Origin of the sequence: Bordetella genomosp. 7, from assembly GCF_002261265.1 — a bacterium.
Lineage (GTDB): Bacteria > Pseudomonadota > Gammaproteobacteria > Burkholderiales > Burkholderiaceae_B > Bordetella_A.
Genome location: NZ_NEVK01000003.1, coordinates 670,636 through 688,080, shown reverse-complemented (window position 1 = coordinate 688,080; position 17,445 = coordinate 670,636). Strand labels below are relative to the sequence as shown.

General features: G+C 63.6%; 16 protein-coding genes and 1 other RNA gene. 8 read left to right on the top strand and 9 right to left on the bottom strand.

The genetic code is table 11. The annotated features are described in order from the left end of the window. Positions 1-225: 225 nt before the first annotated feature. From ompA to ssrA, 5 genes are all read left to right on the top strand, one after another. Entirely contained in the window at positions 226-810 is a 585-nt protein-coding gene (gene ompA, locus CAL19_RS05605; protein ID WP_026640513.1) for an outer membrane protein OmpA, read from the top strand. A gap of 80 nt (positions 811-890) precedes the next feature. Beyond that, positions 891-1,619, top strand: coding sequence for a bifunctional 2-polyprenyl-6-hydroxyphenol methylase/3-demethylubiquinol 3-O-methyltransferase UbiG (gene ubiG / locus CAL19_RS05600; protein WP_026640512.1), 729 nt, complete (start codon positions 891-893; stop codon positions 1,617-1,619). After that, positions 1,616-2,290, top strand: coding sequence for a phosphoglycolate phosphatase (gene gph / locus CAL19_RS05595; RefSeq protein ID WP_094796223.1), 675 nt, complete (start codon positions 1,616-1,618; stop codon positions 2,288-2,290). The genes ubiG and gph overlap by 4 nt, the downstream gene beginning before the upstream one ends. A gap of 261 nt (positions 2,291-2,551) precedes the next feature. Next, entirely contained in the window at positions 2,552-3,724 is a 1,173-nt protein-coding gene (locus CAL19_RS05590; RefSeq protein WP_094796222.1) for an MFS transporter, read from the top strand. A gap of 46 nt (positions 3,725-3,770) precedes the next feature. Further along, positions 3,771-4,157: a transfer-messenger RNA gene (gene ssrA, locus CAL19_RS05585) on the top strand. Positions 4,158-4,294: 137 nt separating this feature from the next. Here ssrA and CAL19_RS05580 read toward each other — a convergent pair. The 5 genes from CAL19_RS05580 to CAL19_RS05560 form a co-directional block, all read right to left on the bottom strand. Beyond that, positions 4,295-4,879 carry a DJ-1/PfpI family protein gene (locus CAL19_RS05580; RefSeq protein WP_038852472.1) on the bottom strand — a complete coding sequence of 195 codons (585 nt, stop codon included), beginning with the start codon at positions 4,877-4,879 and terminating at the stop codon, positions 4,295-4,297. A gap of 66 nt (positions 4,880-4,945) precedes the next feature. After that, entirely contained in the window at positions 4,946-5,899 is a 954-nt protein-coding gene (locus CAL19_RS05575; protein ID WP_026640508.1) for a substrate-binding domain-containing protein, read from the bottom strand. 25 nt (positions 5,900-5,924) lie between these two features. Continuing rightward, positions 5,925-6,923 carry an ABC transporter permease gene (locus CAL19_RS05570; protein ID WP_094796221.1) on the bottom strand — a complete coding sequence of 333 codons (999 nt, stop codon included), beginning with the start codon at positions 6,921-6,923 and terminating at the stop codon, positions 5,925-5,927. Next, positions 6,862-8,481: a sugar ABC transporter ATP-binding protein gene (locus tag CAL19_RS05565; RefSeq protein WP_094796220.1), complete on the bottom strand. Its 1,620-nt coding sequence runs from the start codon at positions 8,479-8,481 to the stop codon at positions 6,862-6,864. Before CAL19_RS05565 ends, CAL19_RS05570 begins: the two co-directional genes overlap by 62 nt. After that, on the bottom strand, positions 8,478-9,164 hold the full coding sequence (locus CAL19_RS05560) for a GntR family transcriptional regulator (RefSeq protein ID WP_249276255.1): 687 nt from the start codon (positions 9,162-9,164) through the stop codon (positions 8,478-8,480). Before CAL19_RS05560 ends, CAL19_RS05565 begins: the two co-directional genes overlap by 4 nt. 149 nt (positions 9,165-9,313) lie before the next feature. Between CAL19_RS05560 and CAL19_RS05555 the strand changes: the two genes are divergently transcribed. The 3 genes from CAL19_RS05555 to CAL19_RS05545 are packed head-to-tail and all read left to right on the top strand — an operon-like array spanning position 9,314 to position 12,882. Continuing rightward, the gene (locus CAL19_RS05555; protein ID WP_094796219.1) at positions 9,314-10,501 is read left to right on the top strand and encodes an iron-containing alcohol dehydrogenase; all 1,188 of its coding nucleotides are present in this window, start codon (positions 9,314-9,316) and stop codon (positions 10,499-10,501) included. A gap of 40 nt (positions 10,502-10,541) precedes the next feature. Beyond that, positions 10,542-12,002, top strand: a complete 1,461-nt coding sequence (locus tag CAL19_RS05550) for an NAD-dependent succinate-semialdehyde dehydrogenase (RefSeq protein WP_094796406.1) — start codon at positions 10,542-10,544, stop codon at positions 12,000-12,002. 43 nt (positions 12,003-12,045) lie between these two features. Further along, positions 12,046-12,882 carry an alpha/beta hydrolase gene (locus CAL19_RS05545; protein WP_094796218.1) on the top strand — a complete coding sequence of 279 codons (837 nt, stop codon included), beginning with the start codon at positions 12,046-12,048 and terminating at the stop codon, positions 12,880-12,882. Between the two features lie 24 nt (positions 12,883-12,906). Here the strand turns inward: CAL19_RS05545 and CAL19_RS05540 are convergent, their stop codons facing one another. The 4 genes from CAL19_RS05540 to CAL19_RS05525 form a co-directional block, all read right to left on the bottom strand. Beyond that, positions 12,907-13,464, bottom strand: coding sequence for a TIGR00645 family protein (locus CAL19_RS05540; RefSeq protein WP_026640502.1), 558 nt, complete (start codon positions 13,462-13,464; stop codon positions 12,907-12,909). 100 nt (positions 13,465-13,564) lie between these two features. Further along, the gene (locus CAL19_RS05535) at positions 13,565-14,221 is read right to left on the bottom strand and encodes a GntR family transcriptional regulator (protein WP_094796217.1); all 657 of its coding nucleotides are present in this window, start codon (positions 14,219-14,221) and stop codon (positions 13,565-13,567) included. A gap of 120 nt (positions 14,222-14,341) precedes the next feature. Further along, positions 14,342-15,958: an L-glutamate gamma-semialdehyde dehydrogenase gene (pruA, locus tag CAL19_RS05530; protein ID WP_094796216.1), complete on the bottom strand. Its 1,617-nt coding sequence runs from the start codon at positions 15,956-15,958 to the stop codon at positions 14,342-14,344. A 19-nt stretch (positions 15,959-15,977) separates the two neighbouring features. After that, entirely contained in the window at positions 15,978-17,441 is a 1,464-nt protein-coding gene (locus CAL19_RS05525; RefSeq protein ID WP_094796215.1) for a short-chain fatty acid transporter, read from the bottom strand. Between the last annotated feature and the right edge of the window lie 4 nt (positions 17,442-17,445).

Below are 17,445 nucleotides of genomic sequence, written 5' to 3'. Positions count from 1 at the left end.
TCCCTGCGGCACACAGGGAAGAAAAGCTCATATCCAGCACCAATGCGGCTTTCCGAGGAAGCCAAAGGTCATCAAATGCCTTAACATTGTTTCCAGCACGCAGGAGACCCAGTAGCGATCCTTTGAACCTTTTCTGGGCGTTGCTATACTGGCCCCGTTTTCCTGATATGCGGCGGGGGTTCGCTGCGAGTCACTTATCCAGCTTCAAGCTCAACGAGGAGAAACATGAACAAACCCTCCAAATTCGCTCTGGCGCTCGCCTTCGCCGCCATTACGGCTTCCGGTGCAGCTTCCGCGCAAACCGTGGACAACTGGCGCAATCCGTTCGGCGACGTGTGGATGAACGGCACGAATGAACTGTGCTGGCGCGACGCCTTCTGGACCCCCGCCACCGGCATCCCCGGCTGCGACGGCGTTCCCGTTGCTCAAGCGCCCGCCGCCAAGCCGACGCCCATGGCCACCAAGGTTGTCTTCAATGCCGACACCTTCTTCGACTTCGACAAGTCGACCCTGAAGCCGGAAGGCCGCCAGCTGCTGCAGCAAGTCGCTCAGCAAGCCCAGGGCATCAACCTCGAGACCATCATCGCCGTCGGCCACACCGACTCGATCGGTACCGAACAGTACAACCAAGGTCTGTCCGAGCGTCGTGCCGCTTCGGTCAAGGCCTACCTGGTCAGCCTCGGCATCGACCCCAACCGCATCTACACGGAAGGCAAGGGCGAACTGCAGCCCATCGCTTCCAACAAGACGCGTGAAGGCCGTGCCCAGAACCGCCGCGTTGAGATTGAAGTCGTGGGTAGCCGCCGTTAATCGACGCGCTAACCGCTACAATGAAGGGCCTCGCTTTGCGAGGCCCTTTTTTCATTCCGGCGCCGCGCGCCCTGATGCCCATGACGACCCAAGCCTCCGCCACCGCCCGCCCCGGCGTCAACGCAGATCAGGCCGAACTCGACAAGTTCGCCGCCCTTGCCGCCCAATGGTGGGACCCGGAAAGCGAATTCAAGCCCCTGCACGCCATCAACCCGCTGCGCCTGGGCTGGATCCAGGAATGCGCGGGCAGCCTCGCCGGCAAAACCGTGCTTGATGTCGGCTGCGGTGGCGGCATCCTGTCAGAAAGCATGGCGGTGGCCGGCGCCCGCGTCACCGGTATCGACCTGGCCGAGCGTTCACTGAAAGTCGCGCGCCTGCACGGCCTGGAATCCGGCGTACAGGTTGAATATCGTGCCGTACCCGTGGAAGACCTGGCCATCGAACAGCCCGGCCACTACGACGTCGTGACCTGCATGGAAATGCTGGAACACGTCCCCGACCCCGGGTCGGTGGTGCGCGCCTGCGCAGAACTGGTCAAGCCGGGCGGCTGGGTGTTCTTTTCCACCCTGAACCGCAACGCCAAATCGTTCCTGTACGCGATTGTCGGCGCCGAATACGTGTTGCGCCTGCTGCCGCGCGGCACCCATAGCCACGAGCAATTCATCAAGCCCAGCGAGCTGGCCGCCTCGGCCCGCCAGGCCGGGCTGCAGCCCGTCGGCATGCGCGGCATGGAATACAACCCCATCACCCAGGTGTACCGCCTGACCGACGACACCTCTGTAAACTACCTGATGGCCACCCGCAAATGAGCGCCCTGATCCTGTTTGATTTCGACGGCACACTGGCCGACACCGCCCCCGACCTGGCTGCCGCGGCGAACCGCCAGCGCATGCGGCGCGGCATGGAACCCCTGCCGTACGAAGCGTTGCGCCCGGTGGCGTCGCAAGGCGCGCGCGGCCTGTTGCGCGTGGCGCTGGGCCTGCTGCCCGATCATCCCGAATACGAGCCCGCCCGCCAGCAGTTCCTGCACGACTATGCAGCCGGCTCCACGGTACACAGCCAATTGTTTCCCGGCATACCGGCATTGCTCGAGCAGATACGCGCGCAGGGCCTGGCCTGGGGCATCGTAACCAACAAGGTCACCCACCTTACCTTGCCCATCGTCGAGTTCCTGGGCCTGACGCGGCACAGCGCGGTATTGGTGTGCGGCGACACCACCGAGCACGCCAAGCCCCACCCTGCCCCGCTGCTGCACGCGGCCCGCGAAGCCGGCTACGCCACCGACCGTTGCGTCTACGTCGGCGACGACCTGCGCGACATCCAGGCGGCCCATGCCGCCGGCATGCCCGCCGTGGCGGCCGCGTACGGCTACCTGGGCCAGGACGAGAACATCACGACCTGGGCCGCCGAGGCCTGCGTCGATACGCCCGACCAACTCTGGAGCGCGATCGAACCGCTGCTGCCCAGCCAGGGGCGCTGACGCTCGCCACGTACCGCGCGAAGCGCCGGTTCACGATACTGGCGCCCGGGCACATTGTTCATCCGGTTCGAACACTCATGCCGAATCAGCCGTCTTTATCTCACTGACTGGCATCAGTACAGTACCGCCTTGACGCAATGCGTTGCCGCCGGCCCGCCGCTCCTCTCTCCGCGGCGTGGCCCGGATCCCGGCATCCAGGTCTTCATCACTTCCCCACCACCCCGCTTTTCTGTGCGCGGCCGCGTGCCGCGTCACGTTGCAATGCTATTGCCTATTCTTTTGCTGTCCACAGCCGGCTTTACCGTACTGACGACTGAGTTCCTGATCGTCGGCCTGTTGCCGCCACTGGCGCGCGACCTGCAGGTATCTGTATCACAGGCGGGCCTGCTGGTTACCCTGTTCGCCTTCACCGTTGCCGCCACGGGCCCCCTGTTGACGGCCCTGATGGCCAACGTGAACCGCAAGCGCCTGTTCGTGGGCGTGCTGGCGTTGTTCGGATTGGCGAACACCCTTGCCGCACTGGCGCCGGATATCGGCGTCATGGCCCTGGCGCGCTTCGTGCCCGCCCTGGCGCTGCCCGTGTTCTGGTCGCTGGCAAGCGCGACCGCCATGGAACTGGGCGGCCCGGCGCGGGGTGGGCGCGCGGTCTCCATGGTGGCATTCGGCATCGTCGCGGCCACGATATTCGGCATCCCCCTGGGCGTGCTGATCTCCGATGCCTTCGGATGGCGAATTGCATTCGGCGTGCTGGCGGCGGCGGCATTTGCCAAGGCCGCACTGCTATGGGCGTTCTTTCCCGACCCGTCGCGCGTAACGCAGCCCGTTGCGCTGGCAGCCCAGGTGCGCGTGCTGCGAGACCCGCGGGTCGCGGGACACGTGTTGCTTTCGCTGCTGGTGTTTACCGGCATGTTCACGGCCTATACCTATCTGGCCGACATGCTCGAACGCCTGGCGGGCTTCAATGGGCAGTGGGTGGGATGGTCGATGATGGCCTTCGGCGCGATCGGCATGCTGGGCAACTGGGCGGGCGGCCGGCTGGCCGACCGCAGTGCGCTGGGCGCGACGTTGCTGTTTGCCGCCATGATGACGGCCGCGCTGGCGGCGCTGGGGTCGGCGATGCAGGCGCCTGGCATGCTCGCCGTATCGCTGGGCATATGGGGAATCGCGCAGGCGGGGCTGTTCGTGGTGTGCCACGTGCGGGTCATGAAGTCGGCTCCATCCGCGCCTGCATTTGCCGCGTCGCTGAACATTTCGGGCGCCAATATCGGCATCGGCCTGGGTGCGATGGCGGGCGGGTATGTGATCGACCATTTCGGCCTGGCCAAGTTGGGCCTGGCGGCGGCCGGCCTGGTCGTAGCCGCCATGGCCGTGGGACTGCTGCTCGCCGTGCGGCCGCGCCGTGCGACGCAGCGCCCGGCGAGCACCGCCGCCTGACCGGGCCGCACCCCGACACGCGGATCGGAGTACAATAGAACTACTTGGGGCCGATCCGGATTCGACGTGGGTCGCGAAACAACTCAGGGCATGCCGAGCACCAGTAAGCTCGTTAATCCACTGGAACACTACAAACGCCAACGACGAGCGTTTCGCTCTCGCCGCTTAATCGGTGAGCCGCTGCACTGATCTGTCCTTGGGTCAGGCGGGGGAAGGCAACTTCCCAGGGGGCAACCCCGAACCGCAGCAGCGACATTTACAAGGAATCGGTTTGTGCTGGGGTCACACGGCACAGGCTTAAATTACGTGAATCGCCCTGGTCCGGCCTGTCGGTTGGCTAAGTCCAGGGTTAAATCCAAATAGGCCGACTAAGCATGTAGAACTGGTTGCGGAGGGCTTGCGGACGGGGGTTCAATTCCCCCCGGCTCCACCAGAATTTCCGCAGTTTGCCGTCGTAAATAGCCAGCACCCTGGGGTGCTGGCTATTTTTTTAACCACGGCCTGCGATCCGCGTGCGCAGGCGAGTGATGCCGAGCGGTGATGCGGTCGGCGCGCGCAGCGGAAGTGCGCTCAGTCGTGCAAGATCCGCGTGCCCAGGACCTTCAGGCATTCGCGCATGAACGCGGCCAGGCCTGTCCAGCCCTTGGCCGACACCATGTTGCCATCTACGTATGCTTCATCAGGTTTGACGTCGATGAAGGTACCGCCAACGGCGGTGACCTCGGGTTCGCACGCGCCCAGGCCGGCCACCTTGCGGCCTTTCAGGACACCCGGCACCGCCATCAGGATCTGCACCCCATGGCAGATCGTGAAAATCGGTTTGCCGCTTTCATGGAAGTGGCGCACCATTGCCTGCACGCGTGGATCGGTGCGGATGTATTCCGGGCCGCGGCCGCCCGCCGCGTAGATCGCGTCGTACTCCTCGACATTGACCTCCGAAAATGTCTTGTTGATGTCGGCGTAGTGACCCAGTTTTTCCGTATAGGTCTGGTCACCCTCGAAGTCGTGCAACGAGGTCTTGATGCGATCGCCGGCTTTTTTGTCCGGGCAGACGACATGCACGACGTGCCCGACCGCCTGCATGCCCTGCTGGAACACGTAGATCTCATATTCTTCGGTGAATTCACCGGTGAGCATAAGAATCTTCTTGCCCATAGCTTGTCTCCTGATGGGTGATGGTTCGAAAGCCGCGTCCCGCCGCGGCAGAACGCAGGTTTCAGATCAGAACGGCGATTTCGGGAAATAAAACTGGTCGGCGTTCTGGCTCGTGATCAGCGGCGCATCCAGCAGGAACGAACCACGCATGGGCGCCTGCCCCGCAAATTGGCTTGCCGTCATGTACATCGCCGACTTGATCATTGAGGGCGGATACGGCGTGGAAATGGGGGTGCGCTTGTCCCCGGCCTTGACCATTTCGATGACCTGCTTCATGCCGTTACCGCCCAGCGCGTACTTGATGTCGGTGCGGCGCGCCTGATCGACCGCCTCGATGACGCCCAGCAGCATGTCGTCGTCGTTGGCCCAGACGGCATCGATCTTGGGATACTTAGACAGATAGTCCTGCATCAGCCGAAACGCCTCGTCCTGGTTCCAATTGGCATACTGGATGTCGAGGATCTTGATATCGGTCTTGGCGATGACGTCCGAAAAACCCTTGATACGCTCGTCGTCGATCACGGTGGGGATGCCACGCAGCACGACGATCTGTCCCTTGCCGCCCAACTGCTCGGCAAGCCAGCGAGCGGTGTTCGCCCCGACGGCGATGTTGTCGCCAGCCACGTAGAGATCCTGTACTGACGGATCGGTAAGCCCACGGTCCACTACCGAAATGAAGGTGCCCTTGGCCTTCAACTGCGACACCGGCCCCGTCAACTCTTCGGACGTGAACGGAAGAATCACGAGCGCGTCGAGCTTACGGGTGGCCGACAGATCTTCGAGTGCGGACACTTGTGCGGTCGCCGATTGTGCCGTGGACACGACCACGTCGATGTGGGGGAACGCTTTCTCGATTTCCTTGGCGGCCTGTTCGGCGTGGTACACCACGCCACCGGTCCAGCCGTGGGTGGCTGCGGGTATGGAAACGGCGATCGTGACGTCTTTGGCGTGCGCCGGCGCGCTACCCATCGCCAGGCCGGCCGCAAGTGTCGCGGCCGACAATGCCTTGATTGCTTTCATGTCTTCCTCCGTTATGGACTACGCCTTATGAGCGGCTGTTGGTAAATCGATGGGCCAGCATGGCAATGATGATGATCGCCCCCTGCACCGCGGCAATAAGATATTCGGACACCAGGTCGGACAGGACCATGACATTGGCAATGACTTCAAGGATGACGGCACCGGCTACCGTGCCCAAGACGCGGCCTTTTCCACCCTTGAGCAGTGTTCCGCCGATGACGACGGCCGTGATGACCTGCAGTTCCCAGAGCTGGCCTGTAGTGGGGGTCGCGGCTCCCAACCTGGGCACATAGCAGATTGCGGCCACCGCAACGCACAGGCCCTGCAGCGCAAACGCCATTGTGCGCACGCGGTTGACGTTGACCCCGGAGAAACGCGCGACTTCGGCGTTGGAGCCTACCGATGTCAAGTGGCGCCCGTACTTGGTCCGGTAGAGCAGGAACGCGCCCGCAATTACCACAACCAGTGTGATCAGCACCGGGTATGGCACCCCCAGAAAATTGCCGAAGTAAACGGGCCGGTAGGCCTCGCGCAGGCTGCGATCGATAGGCAGCGAGCCGCCATTGGTCATGAAGGTGATCAGCGCGCGGAAAATTCCCATCGTTCCAAGCGTCACGATAAATGGCTCGATGCGCCCCACCGTCACGATCAGCCCGTTGAACAGGCCGCAGAGCAATCCCACGACGATGGCCATGCACGCTCCCAGCGGAATGGCCCAATTGCCGAATGCCGGTTCCAGGGCGTTCATGGTCATGATCATGATGCCGGTCACGAACGCCATCATCGAACCGACCGACAGGTCGAGCCCGCCCGAAGAAATCACGAAGGTTGCGCCCACCGCAATGATCGCGATGAAAGCGCTGCGGGTGACGACGTTGGCCAGGTTCGCGGGCGAAATGAAATTTGGGTTGATCAGTGCGCCCAGTATCAGGATGACGGCCAGCGCGATGAATGGCGCCAGGTCAGCCCAGCGGATGCGGCGGCCGCCTTCGTTGGCGGCGATCGTGGCGGTCGCAGTGGCCATGTGATGTCTCCCCTTGTGTTCCCATGCCACCGGTCGTGGCGGCGTACACAATGTTCTCTTCGTTGATGTCATCGCCCGCGAACTCGGCGACGATGCGCCCCGCGCGCATCACCAGAACCCGGTCCGACAGGCCAACCAGTTCTTGCATTTCCGACGAGATGACAATGCAGGCCTTGCCCGCGCTGACCAACGCATCGATGATTTCGTATATCTGGCTCTTGTTGCCGATGTCCACGCCACGAGTGGGCTCATCGATGATGACCACAGACGGATTTGCCAGCATCACCTTTGCCAGCAGCAGTTTCTGCTGGTTGCCGCCCGAGAGCTTTCCCGCCTCGAGCGTCAGGGCGCGGACCCGGATATCGAAGTCAGAGACCGCCTTGCGCAGGGTGGAGGTCTCGGCCTGCCGGTCGATAATGAAAGACGGATTGACGCGATCCAGCGCGTGCAAGGTCAGGTTGGGGCCCAGCCTTTCGTTCAGCAGCAGGCCTTTGCCCTTGCGGTCTTCGGTCAGGTAGACGAGCCCGGCGTCCATCATCGTGGAAACCGACCGCAGCGGGACTTCGCGGCCATTGAGTTCCACCCTTTGTGCGCGCGAAGGCCGCAAGCCCATCAAGCCTTCCATCAGCTCGGTGCGTCCGGCCCCTACCATGCCGGCCAGCCCGAGCACCTCGCCAGGCCTGACACAAAAGGACGCGGCGCGCAGTCCTCCATCGACCTCCAAGCCGGTGACCGAGAGAATGGGCGGCGCGCCGGGCACCTGTCGGCGAGGCGGATAAAGCATATCCAGCGAACGCCCCACCATAAGTTCGGCCATCTGGCGCTGGCCCATTCCTGCTGCGGGCCAGGTGCCCACCAGGCGGCCGTCACGCAGAACAGTAACGGTGTCCGCCACCGCCTGCACCTCGTCCAGGCGATGCGAGATATACAGCACCGCGACGCCATGGTGGCGCAGGCTGCGGACGATGTCCAAGAGGGCGGAAACTTCGCCGTGCGCCAGGACCGCCGTAGGCTCATCGAAAATGACAAGCTTGCGTTCGTCCAGCAGAGCGCGGGCGATCTGTACCAGCTGCCGCTGTGCCAGCGGCAGCTGCCCCACCCTGTCGCGAGGCCGCGCAGCGGATCCCACCCTGGCAAGCAGTTGCGCGGCGCGCTGGTTCATATAGCGGTCGTCGACAGACAGTCCACGCACGACTTCGCGCCCGAGGAACAGGTTCTGCGCCACCGTCAGGTCTGGCGCCAGGAGGATCTCCTGGTGTATCAGCACGATCCCCGCCTGCTCGGCCGCGACGGCGTCGGGAAACGCCACGGGCTTGCCATCCATGAATAGCTGGCCCGTAGTTGGCGCAGCGTGGCCCGACAGCAGCTTCATCAGCGTGGACTTGCCGGCGCCGTTCTCGCCGATTACGGCGTGCACTTCGCCGGCCTTTAGTTCGAGCGAGATGTCCGCAAGCACCGTGATGGCGCCGTAAACCTTGCCCAGGCTGTCGGCCCGCAAGGCGGGGCCGACCGGTACGGTGCCGGCCGCGGCGAAAGGCGGGGGCGCGTGCGCGTTCATTCGAAAGCCGAAAGAAGCCTGTCGCGCGAACGGAGTATGTGCTCGTACATAGCCGAATGCGCTGCGTCGGGGTCGTTGGCCCGGAAGGCGGAAAGCAGCGTCTCGTGCTCCTGCAGGGCTTCCTGCGTCACGCGTGTATGGAACATCAGACGGAAAATGTGCAGGTGCACATGCAGGTTGAACAAGGTCGAGCGGATCACCTCGTTGCCGGCGATCTGCATGATTTCGTCGTGAAAGTTCGCGTCGGCCCGGGCAAACCTCGAATACCGCGTGTTGCGGTCGACCGGCGGCTCGCCATGACCCATATCGGCCGCCGACCGCTCCAGCGATTCCAGTGCCTCGGGTGTCATGTTCTTGGCCGCGAGCCTGGCAGCCTGGGGTTCGAGCAACAGGCGAAAGGCGTAGAGATCCTCGAACTGCTTGCGCGTCCATTGCGGGGCGGCGCTATAGCCAATGAGATGTTCCTTGCGCACCAGGCCTTCGCGTTCGAGCCGGTTCAGCGCTTCGCGCACCGGGGTCTGCGACACCCCCATTTCACGCGCCAGGACATCGATGGGAATGCGCGCGCCTGGAGCGATCTCCAGCGCCATAAGCTTGTGGTAGATGTGCTCGTACACATTGTCAACCATGCTGGCAGGCCGCAAGCCGGCTGGCTTGTTCAGTCGTTCTGCTGCATATCCCACGTTTATCTCCTGATACTGCGTTCTATGCGGCCGCATTTTTGCAGATATGATATTTGATGTCAAATAAAATATCATATACGATCCGATATACGATTTTTTTTGCGCCGGAAGTATCGCGGCGTCACGTGTTGCCACCCGAGGAGCTATTCATGAATCTGCACGGCACCGTCCGGGCGCCCCGCGAGCTGATATTCGGCTACGGCCAGCGGCACGCGCTTGGGCGCATCGCCCGCAAATTGGGGCGTAAGGCACTACTTATCACCGACGCACGGCTCGCCGCCGATAACGATCTGCACGGTATGGTCGCGCAGCTCGAACAGGAAGGTCTGGCGGTACGAGTTGATAGCAGCACCCTGCCCGATGTCCCCGTGGAGTCGGCCCAGGCCAGCGCCGCTGCGGCACGCGATTTTGCGCCCGAGGTGGTGATCGGCGTGGGAGGCGGATCGTGCCTGGACATGGCGAAATGCGTGGCCACTCTGCTCGCCCATGGCGGTGCGCCGCAGGATTACTACGGCGAACATCTGGTGCCGGGCCCTATACGGCCCGTCATCGCCCTTCCCACCACCGCGGGCACGGGCTCCGAAGTCACGCCGGTCGCCGTGCTGTCCGATAGCGAACGCAGCCTCAAGGTGGGTATTTCCAGCCCCTATCTGGTGCCCACCGTCGCGCTTTGCGATCCCGAGCTCACGCTAAGCTGCCCGCCCGGGTTGACAGCGATTTCCGGCGCGGACGCCATGACGCACGCCATCGAGGCATTTACGGCGATCACGCGCGAGGCCACGCCAGGCATAGCGCAAGAGCGGGTATTCGTCGGCAAGAACGCCTTGTCCGACCACTTTGCATTGCGTGCGATGGCGCTGCTTTGGGAAGGGTTGGAAGCGGCGTACCGCGACGGATCGGACCGCCAGGCGCGCGCCAAGCTCATGATGGGCGCAACCCTGGCAGGGCTGGCGTTCGGCGCCGCCGGCACTGCGGCCGCGCATGCCATACAGTACCCCGTCGGCGCGCTGACTCATACAGCCCACGGCGCAGGGGTGGCCTGCCTGATTCCATACGTCATGGCGTGGAACACGCCCGCCATCCAAACTGAGTTGCGCCAGATCGCCCAGACCCTGCGCCTGCCGGATGAGCACGCTGTCATTCCGGCCATTGCCGGGCTCTTTGAACGCATCGGCATTCCGCCCACGCTGCGCGACCTTGGGCTGGCGGAACACGACATCGACTGGGTAGCGCAACAGAGTTGCAGCATTGCGCGACTGGTGCAGAACAACCCCCGTGCCCTGCCGCCGGAAGACATGCGCAGCCTGATCAACGTCGCCTATGCCGGCACGCGATGACCTTTTGATCATGCACTTACCGTCTGGAGATCCGCGCATCATGCCTTTGCCCGAACTGACCGGCTACGCCGACCCCCTGCTGCATTCCCAAGGCCTGTACATCGACGGGCAGTGGTTGCCACGCCGCGGCGTTCCGGTGGTAAATCCGTCCACTGGGGATACGCTGACAGAGATCGCGGACGCCGGCATCGCAGATGCCACGGCGGCTATCGATGCAGCAGCGGGGGCAGCCCCGGGCTGGCGCGCCACGCCAGCGCGCCACCGCGCGGAGATCCTGCGCCGCTGGTTCCATCTGATGACCGAACATGCCGACGCCCTTGCTACGCTGATTTCGCTGGAAAATGGCAAGACCCTGGCCGATGCGCGTGGCGAAGTGGCCTACGCGGCCGAATTCTTCCGCTGGTATTCGGAAGAAGCGTCGCGCATCCAGGGCGAGTATCGCCGCACACCTTCCGGATCACACACCATATTGGTCGACCACGAGCCCATCGGCATAGCCGTGCTCATCACACCCTGGAATTTTCCGGCAGCCATGGCCGCCCGCAAGATTGCTCCGGCCCTGGCGGCAGGCTGTACCGTGGTGCTAAAACCCGCGCTGGAGACCCCCCTGACTGCCTGCGCAATGGCGCGGCTGGGCGAAGAGGCCGGGGTGCCGCCGGGGGTCGTCAATGTCCTGACCACTCAATCGCCGGGCGAGCTCACCAACGCCATGCTGGCGGACGCCCGGGTGCGCAAGCTGTCGTTTACGGGCTCGACCTCGGTGGGGCGACTGTTGCTGGCAGAAGCCGGCAGGCACGTAATCAGCTGCTCGATGGAGCTGGGCGGCAACGCGCCGTTCATCATCATGGACGATGCGGATCTTGACGCGGCGTTGGACGGCGCAATGGTGGCCAAAATGCGCAATGCCGGCGAAGCCTGCACAGCGGCCAACCGCTTCTATGTGCAGGCTGGCATCCACGATGCGTTCGTCGAAGGGTTGACCGCCCGCATGGCGCGCTTGCGGGTCGGCGCCGGCTATGATCCGCGAACCCAATGCGGCCCCATGATCACGCCCGCGGCCGTCCAGAAGATAGACCGCCTGGTGTCGTCGGCGGTGCGCCATGGCGCGCAGGCCACCACCGGAGGGGCCCCGCTGCAGGGCCCCGGCTTCTTTTATCCACCCACCGTGCTGGTCAACGTGCCCGCCGCCGCCGCCATCTCACAGGAAGAGATCTTTGGCCCTGTGGCGCCCGTTTACCGGTTCGACACGGAAGACGAGATGGTGACCATGGCCAATAACACCGAATACGGACTGGCGGCCTACCTGTACACGCGCGATATTCCGCGCGCGATGCGGCTGGGGAAGCGACTGGAAACCGGCATGCTGGGCATCAACCGCGGCCTGGTGTCCGACCCCGCCGCCCCTTTTGGTGGAGTAAAACAGAGCGGACTCGGGCGCGAAGGCGGCGTCACGGGTATTCTGGAATTCACCGAACCCAAGTATTACGCCGTAGACTTCTAGCCTTCGACGTCCCAATCGGTTACGGAACGCTGCGGAGACAGGAATGACAGGCACCGACGCCTATCGCATCCGGGACTTCGTGCCCGACTTCGACAACATCGCCTCGGAGTTCGCCGAGCGCAGTCAAGCGCTAGGCTCGCGTTGCACCGTGCGCCCCGATGTTCCTTACGGAACGGGAAAGCGCGAAACGCTGGATCTGGTGTTTCCCGGCAGCCCGCAAGCGGGCGCCCCCTTGCACATATTGGTCCACGGGGGCTATTGGCGCTCCGGAGAAAAAGTGAACTACCGACTGGTGGCCGCGCCAGTTATTGCGGCAGGCGGAATTGCAGCCCTCGTCGAATATGACCTCATGCCCGGCGTGCGCCTGCCGGCGATCGTGGACCAGGTGCGCCGCGCCGCCTGCTGGCTGCAGGACCATGCCGAGGCATTCGGCGCCGCGCCAGACAGGATGACGGCCAGTGGACATTCGGCCGGTGCACATCTGGTTTCTTATCTCGCCGCCACGGGCACCTGCGAACCCGCGGGCACGCGGCTTCCTTCGTTGCGCGGCATGCTGCTGGTCAGTGGCATTTATGACCTATCCGGCATTCCTGACAGTTTCCTCAAAGACGAAGCGCAGATGACGCACGCCGAAGCGCGCACCTGGACGCCGATGGATGCGGTCCAGCATGAAGGCCCCCTGCGCGTCATCGCTTACGGCATGGACGAGACGCCCCCGTTCACGAGACAGGCGCACGCCCTGTACCGGAAGCTGCGCGAAACCGGCCAGCCCGCGGAACTCGTACCTGTCGCGCGACGCAACCATATGGACATCGTGCTGGACCTCGCCGACCCGGGCGGACACCTGGGCGGCCGCCTGTCGGCACTCGTGGCCGGGTAGACGCCCTGCTCCCGCCCGCGTTAGTTAATGGGCAGCATGGCCGTTGCCGCCCAGCCGGGCCATCAGCTTGTCGACGTAGGCAATGCCGACTGCCGACAGGATGAACACCACGTGGATGATGGTCTGCCACATGACGCCGGATTCGGTCAGTCGGGCGCCGGGCGCGCCGATGTTGCCGGCTTCGATGAACGTGCGCAGCAGGTGGATGGAAGAAATGCCGATGATGGCCATGGCGAGCTTCACCTTGAGCACGCTGGCATTGACGTGACTTAGCCATTCGGGCTGGTCGGGATGCCCTTGCAGGCGCAGGCGCGATACAAAGGTTTCGTAGCCTCCCACGATCACCATGACGAGCAGGTTCGAGATCATGACGACATCGATCAGGCCCAGGACGATGAGCATGACGTCCAGTTCACCAAAGCTCTGGGTATGGGTGACGAGATGCCAGAGCTCTTTCAGGAACAGGAATACATAGACGCCCTGCGCGACGATGAGGCCCAGGTACAGAGGCAACTGGAGCCAGCGGGAACTGAAGATCAGCCCGGGCAGGATGCCCAGGCGGGGAGAAGACGATTGATTCATGGTTGCGAGCCGGTGTATGGAAAAAAAGCCGGCACGCATTCTAGCAACTGCTTCAGGGGCACGGCGGGCCGGGAGCGGCGCCGGGGCCATCCGGGCCGGCTCAGCGGTCGGCAGACCCCCTTTGCAAGGCGGTGGCGAACAGCGGTTTCCACGACTGTATGTGACGCGTGATCAGTTCGGCGATGTCATCGCATCGGCGCTGCGCTGCCAGCTCGATCATCTGGTAGTGCTCGTCGACGGATGCGCGCTGGCGCTCGCGCCCTTCTGCCGAATTGATGCCATACAGCCGCATGTCGGCGCGCAAGTCCATGATCATGCGCGTCAACAGCGGATTGCCGGCACGCGCCACCAGCGCCTCGTGGAAACGTCGGTCGGTTTCGATGTATTCGCCCACGTTTTCGTCCCGCACCGCCCGGGCGACATCGTCGGCCAATGCCACCAGCGGCCCGGTATCTGTAAGGCCTTTGCGCGCCAGGGCAACCAGGGCGCCTGACTCGAGCATGACGCGCACGTCAAAATGGTTTTCCAGGTCCTGTTCGGTGATTTCCTGGACACGGAAGCCGCGATTGCGCATAGGTTCTACCAGGCCGGCGCGGCTGAGCTCGAGCAGTGCCTCGCGCACCGGCGTGGTCGAGATGCCCAGCTCGCTGGCCAGGCTGGGAACCGAATAGATCTTGCCCGGCGCCACGGCGCCCGTGACGATCTGCGAGCGCAACTGTGCGATTACCGATTCCCTAAGATTAGCGGGCGGCGCCATCCGGGCCATGCAGCTACCTCCGTGTGGTGCGAACTTCCTGGACCCGTACTTTAGCAAACCCCACAAGGTAGTGTGTCACGCGCTGCCGGCCGGCCCCGACCGGCAGCACCCTGCCCCGGGCTATCCCGCATCGCCCATGGACGGGTAGCCGTATTGCATCGGCGGCACCCAGGTTTCCTTGATCGTGCGCGGCGACACCCATCGCTGCAGGTTGAGCATCGAGCCGGCTTTATCATTGGTGCCACTGCGCCGGGCGCCGCCGAACGGCTGTTGGCCGACCACCGCGCCGGTGGGTTTGTCGTTGATGTAGAAGTTGCCGGCCGCATGCCGCAAGCCGGCGCGCGCCTGTGCAATGGCATGGCGATCGTTGGCGAAGACGGCGCCGGTCAGCGCGTACGGGCTGGTCTGATCCACCAGTTCGATGACGTCGTGCCAGCGCTCGTCGGGATACACGTACACCGACAACACCGGCCCGAAGATCTCTTCCTGCATGGTGATGGCTTTGGGGTCGGATACCTGGATGACCGTCGGCTCGATGAAATAGCCCACCCGGTCGTCGCCTTTGCCGCCGGCCAGTACGGTGCTTCCCTGCGCGGGCGCGCGATCGATATGGCCCATGATGCGCTCGTACGCCTTGCGGTCGATGACGGCTCCCATGAACACCCCGAAATCGGCCACGTCACCCATGCGCACGGTGGCCAGGTCGTCCAGCAGGGCCTCTTTGACGCGCGGCCACAGGGTAGCCGGGATATAGGCGCGCGAGGCCGCGCTGCACTTCTGGCCCTGGTATTCGAACGCGCCGCGCAACAGCGCCACGGCCAATTCCCGCGCATCGGCCGAGGCATGCGCCACTACGAAGTCCTTGCCGCCCGTTTCGCCCACCAGCCGGGGATACGTTCGATACTCCGGCAGATTCCGGGCAACCTGTTGCCACAAGGCATCGAACACAGCTGTCGATCCGGTGAAGTGCAATCCGGCGAAATCGGCGGACCGCAACACTGCGGCAGAGACCGCGGACGAATCGCCCGGCACGAAGTTGATGACGCCGGGCGGCAGGCCCGCCGCCTCGAGCAATTCCATTATCAGGTAGTTGCTCAACGACGCTGAAAACGCGGGTTTCCAGACCACGGTATTGCCCATGAGCGCTGGCGCACATGGCAGGTTGCCGCCGATGGCGGTGAAGTTGAACGGCGACACTGCATAGACAAACCCTTCGAGCGGCCGATATTCCAGCGAGTTGCTGGCGCTGTTTACCGATAGAGGCTGAATCTGCTGAAGGCGCTCGGCGAAGACCACGTTGAAGCGCAGAAAATCGATCAGTTCGCAGGCCGAATCGATCTCTGCCTGGTGCACGGTCTTGCTCTGGCCGGCCATGGTGGCCGCATTGAGCTTCTGCCGCCAGGGCCCCGCAAGCAGTTCGGCGGCCCTCAGGAAGATTGCGGCCCGCTCGTTAAATGGCATGGCCGACCATGCGGGCTGCGCCCGTAGCGCGGCCTGCACGGCGGTGGCAGCCAGTTGCGCATCGGCCTGACCCACCGTGCACAACGCGCGCGCGTGTTCGTGCGGACATGTCAGCACGCGTGATCGGGCGCCCAACATGCGTTGCCCCCCGATCACGAGCGGGACTTTCGCGTCGCCTCCGCGCAGCGTTTCGAGTGCCTGCTCCAGATGCCTGCGTTCCGGGCTTTCCGGCCGGTAATCGAGAATGGGTTCGTTGACGATATGCTGTGTATTCATGGCTCTGCAAAGCGAAAAGTCACTGACCCGGGATGACGGGCGGGATGTAGGTGAAGGTGTGCATGAGGATGGCAGCGACGGCGATCACGATCGGGAAATGCACCAGGAACTGCATGGCGGTGTACCCCACCAGATCTTTGGATTTCAGCCGCAGAATGCCCAACAGCGGCAGCATCCAGAACGGATTGATGAAGTTCGGCAGCGTTTCGGCGATGTTGTAGACCATCACCGTCCAACCCAGGTGCGCCTGGATCTGGTTTGCCGCGTCCATGATGTACGGCGCCTCGATCACCCATTTGCCGCCGGCCGAGGGAATGAAGAAGCCCAGGAACGCCGAGTAGATGCTCACCAGGATGGTGAATATCGTGCTGTCGTGTGCAAGGCTTACAAACCACGTCGCGATCGCATCCGACAGCGTGTGGCCGTGTGTGTTCACCACTTTAGTAAGCACATAGCCGATGCCGCCATAAAAAGGGAACTGCAGCAGTACACCGCCGATGCTGGGCATCGCCCGGCCGAAGCTTTCCAGAAAGCTGCGGGGCCGCCAATGCAACAGCAGGCCCAGCAGCAGGAATACGAAGTTATAGGTATTCAGCTGCGACAAGGTGATAAGCGGATTGCCGCTGCTGAACTTGCCGTACAGCCAGCCGGCGGCCAGCAGAAGCACAGCAATGGTCAACAAGGGGCTGAATTCCAGGTAGTCGCCGGGGCGCTGGCGCTGCGCGGCGGCCAGCTTGTCCTGGGTCAGGTCCACGCCCAGGTCCTGCGCTGTCTTGGTGTTTTCGGCGCTGGGGGTCGTGAAGTAGCACACCAGCGCGGAAACGGCCGTCACCAGAACTACCACCACCAGGTTCTGCCACGTCAGGATGGTTTGCGAAAATTCGATTACGCCGGTAATCGGCATGAGCGACGCCGGAATGCTTGCAGGCGTGGCCTGCAGCTGTGCCGCCGAGGAGCTCATCCCCAGCGTGAAGCCACACCCCAGGCCCAGATAGCCCGCCGCGCCCGCAGCCCGGTAATCCAGCCGGAGATCTGTCCGGCGCGCCATCTCGCGCACCAGCAATCCCGAGAAGATCAGGCTCAGCCCCCAGTTGACCAGCGACAACAGTATGCTGAGCGTGCCGATGAAGACGACCGCGCCGCGCGATGTGGACGGCACGCGCGCAAGCGCGCGCAGCATCCATGCGACCGGCGGCGACATTGCCAGGACATAGCCGGTGATCGCCACCAGCGCCATCTGCATTGTGAACGGAATAATGCTCCAGAACCCTTCTCCAAATGCCTGGCTGACGGCCAGGGGATCGCCGCCGTGCTGTATGGCGCCCACGCCGACAACCGCGCAGGCCACCACGACGAAGACATAGGCGTCGGGAAACCACTTTTCAGACCAGGCGACAACGGCCTGCGAGAAACGTTCTACGAAACTGCCGGATGGCTGCTGTCTTCCGACGGCCGTGCCGGCCATGAGTTGCTCATTTGACATGGTG

Coding starts and splice junctions, on each gene's coding strand:
- ompA (WP_026640513.1), top strand. CDS start 226: ATGAACAAACCCTCCAAATTCGCTCTGGCGCTCGCCTTCGCCGCCATT.
- ubiG (WP_026640512.1), top strand. CDS start 891: ATGACGACCCAAGCCTCCGCCACCGCCCGCCCCGGCGTCAACGCAGAT.
- gph (WP_094796223.1), top strand. CDS start 1,616: ATGAGCGCCCTGATCCTGTTTGATTTCGACGGCACACTGGCCGACACC.
- CAL19_RS05590 (WP_094796222.1), top strand. CDS start 2,552: ATGCTATTGCCTATTCTTTTGCTGTCCACAGCCGGCTTTACCGTACTG.
- CAL19_RS05580 (WP_038852472.1), bottom strand. CDS start 4,879: ATGGGCAAGAAGATTCTTATGCTCACCGGTGAATTCACCGAAGAATAT.
- CAL19_RS05575 (WP_026640508.1), bottom strand. CDS start 5,899: ATGAAAGCAATCAAGGCATTGTCGGCCGCGACACTTGCGGCCGGCCTG.
- CAL19_RS05570 (WP_094796221.1), bottom strand. CDS start 6,923: ATGGCCACTGCGACCGCCACGATCGCCGCCAACGAAGGCGGCCGCCGC.
- CAL19_RS05565 (WP_094796220.1), bottom strand. CDS start 8,481: ATGAACGCGCACGCGCCCCCGCCTTTCGCCGCGGCCGGCACCGTACCG.
- CAL19_RS05555 (WP_094796219.1), top strand. CDS start 9,314: ATGAATCTGCACGGCACCGTCCGGGCGCCCCGCGAGCTGATATTCGGC.
- CAL19_RS05550 (WP_094796406.1), top strand. CDS start 10,542: ATGCCTTTGCCCGAACTGACCGGCTACGCCGACCCCCTGCTGCATTCC.
- CAL19_RS05545 (WP_094796218.1), top strand. CDS start 12,046: ATGACAGGCACCGACGCCTATCGCATCCGGGACTTCGTGCCCGACTTC.
- CAL19_RS05540 (WP_026640502.1), bottom strand. CDS start 13,464: ATGAATCAATCGTCTTCTCCCCGCCTGGGCATCCTGCCCGGGCTGATC.
- CAL19_RS05535 (WP_094796217.1), bottom strand. CDS start 14,221: ATGGCGCCGCCCGCTAATCTTAGGGAATCGGTAATCGCACAGTTGCGC.
- pruA (WP_094796216.1), bottom strand. CDS start 15,958: ATGAATACACAGCATATCGTCAACGAACCCATTCTCGATTACCGGCCG.
- CAL19_RS05525 (WP_094796215.1), bottom strand. CDS start 17,441: ATGTCAAATGAGCAACTCATGGCCGGCACGGCCGTCGGAAGACAGCAG.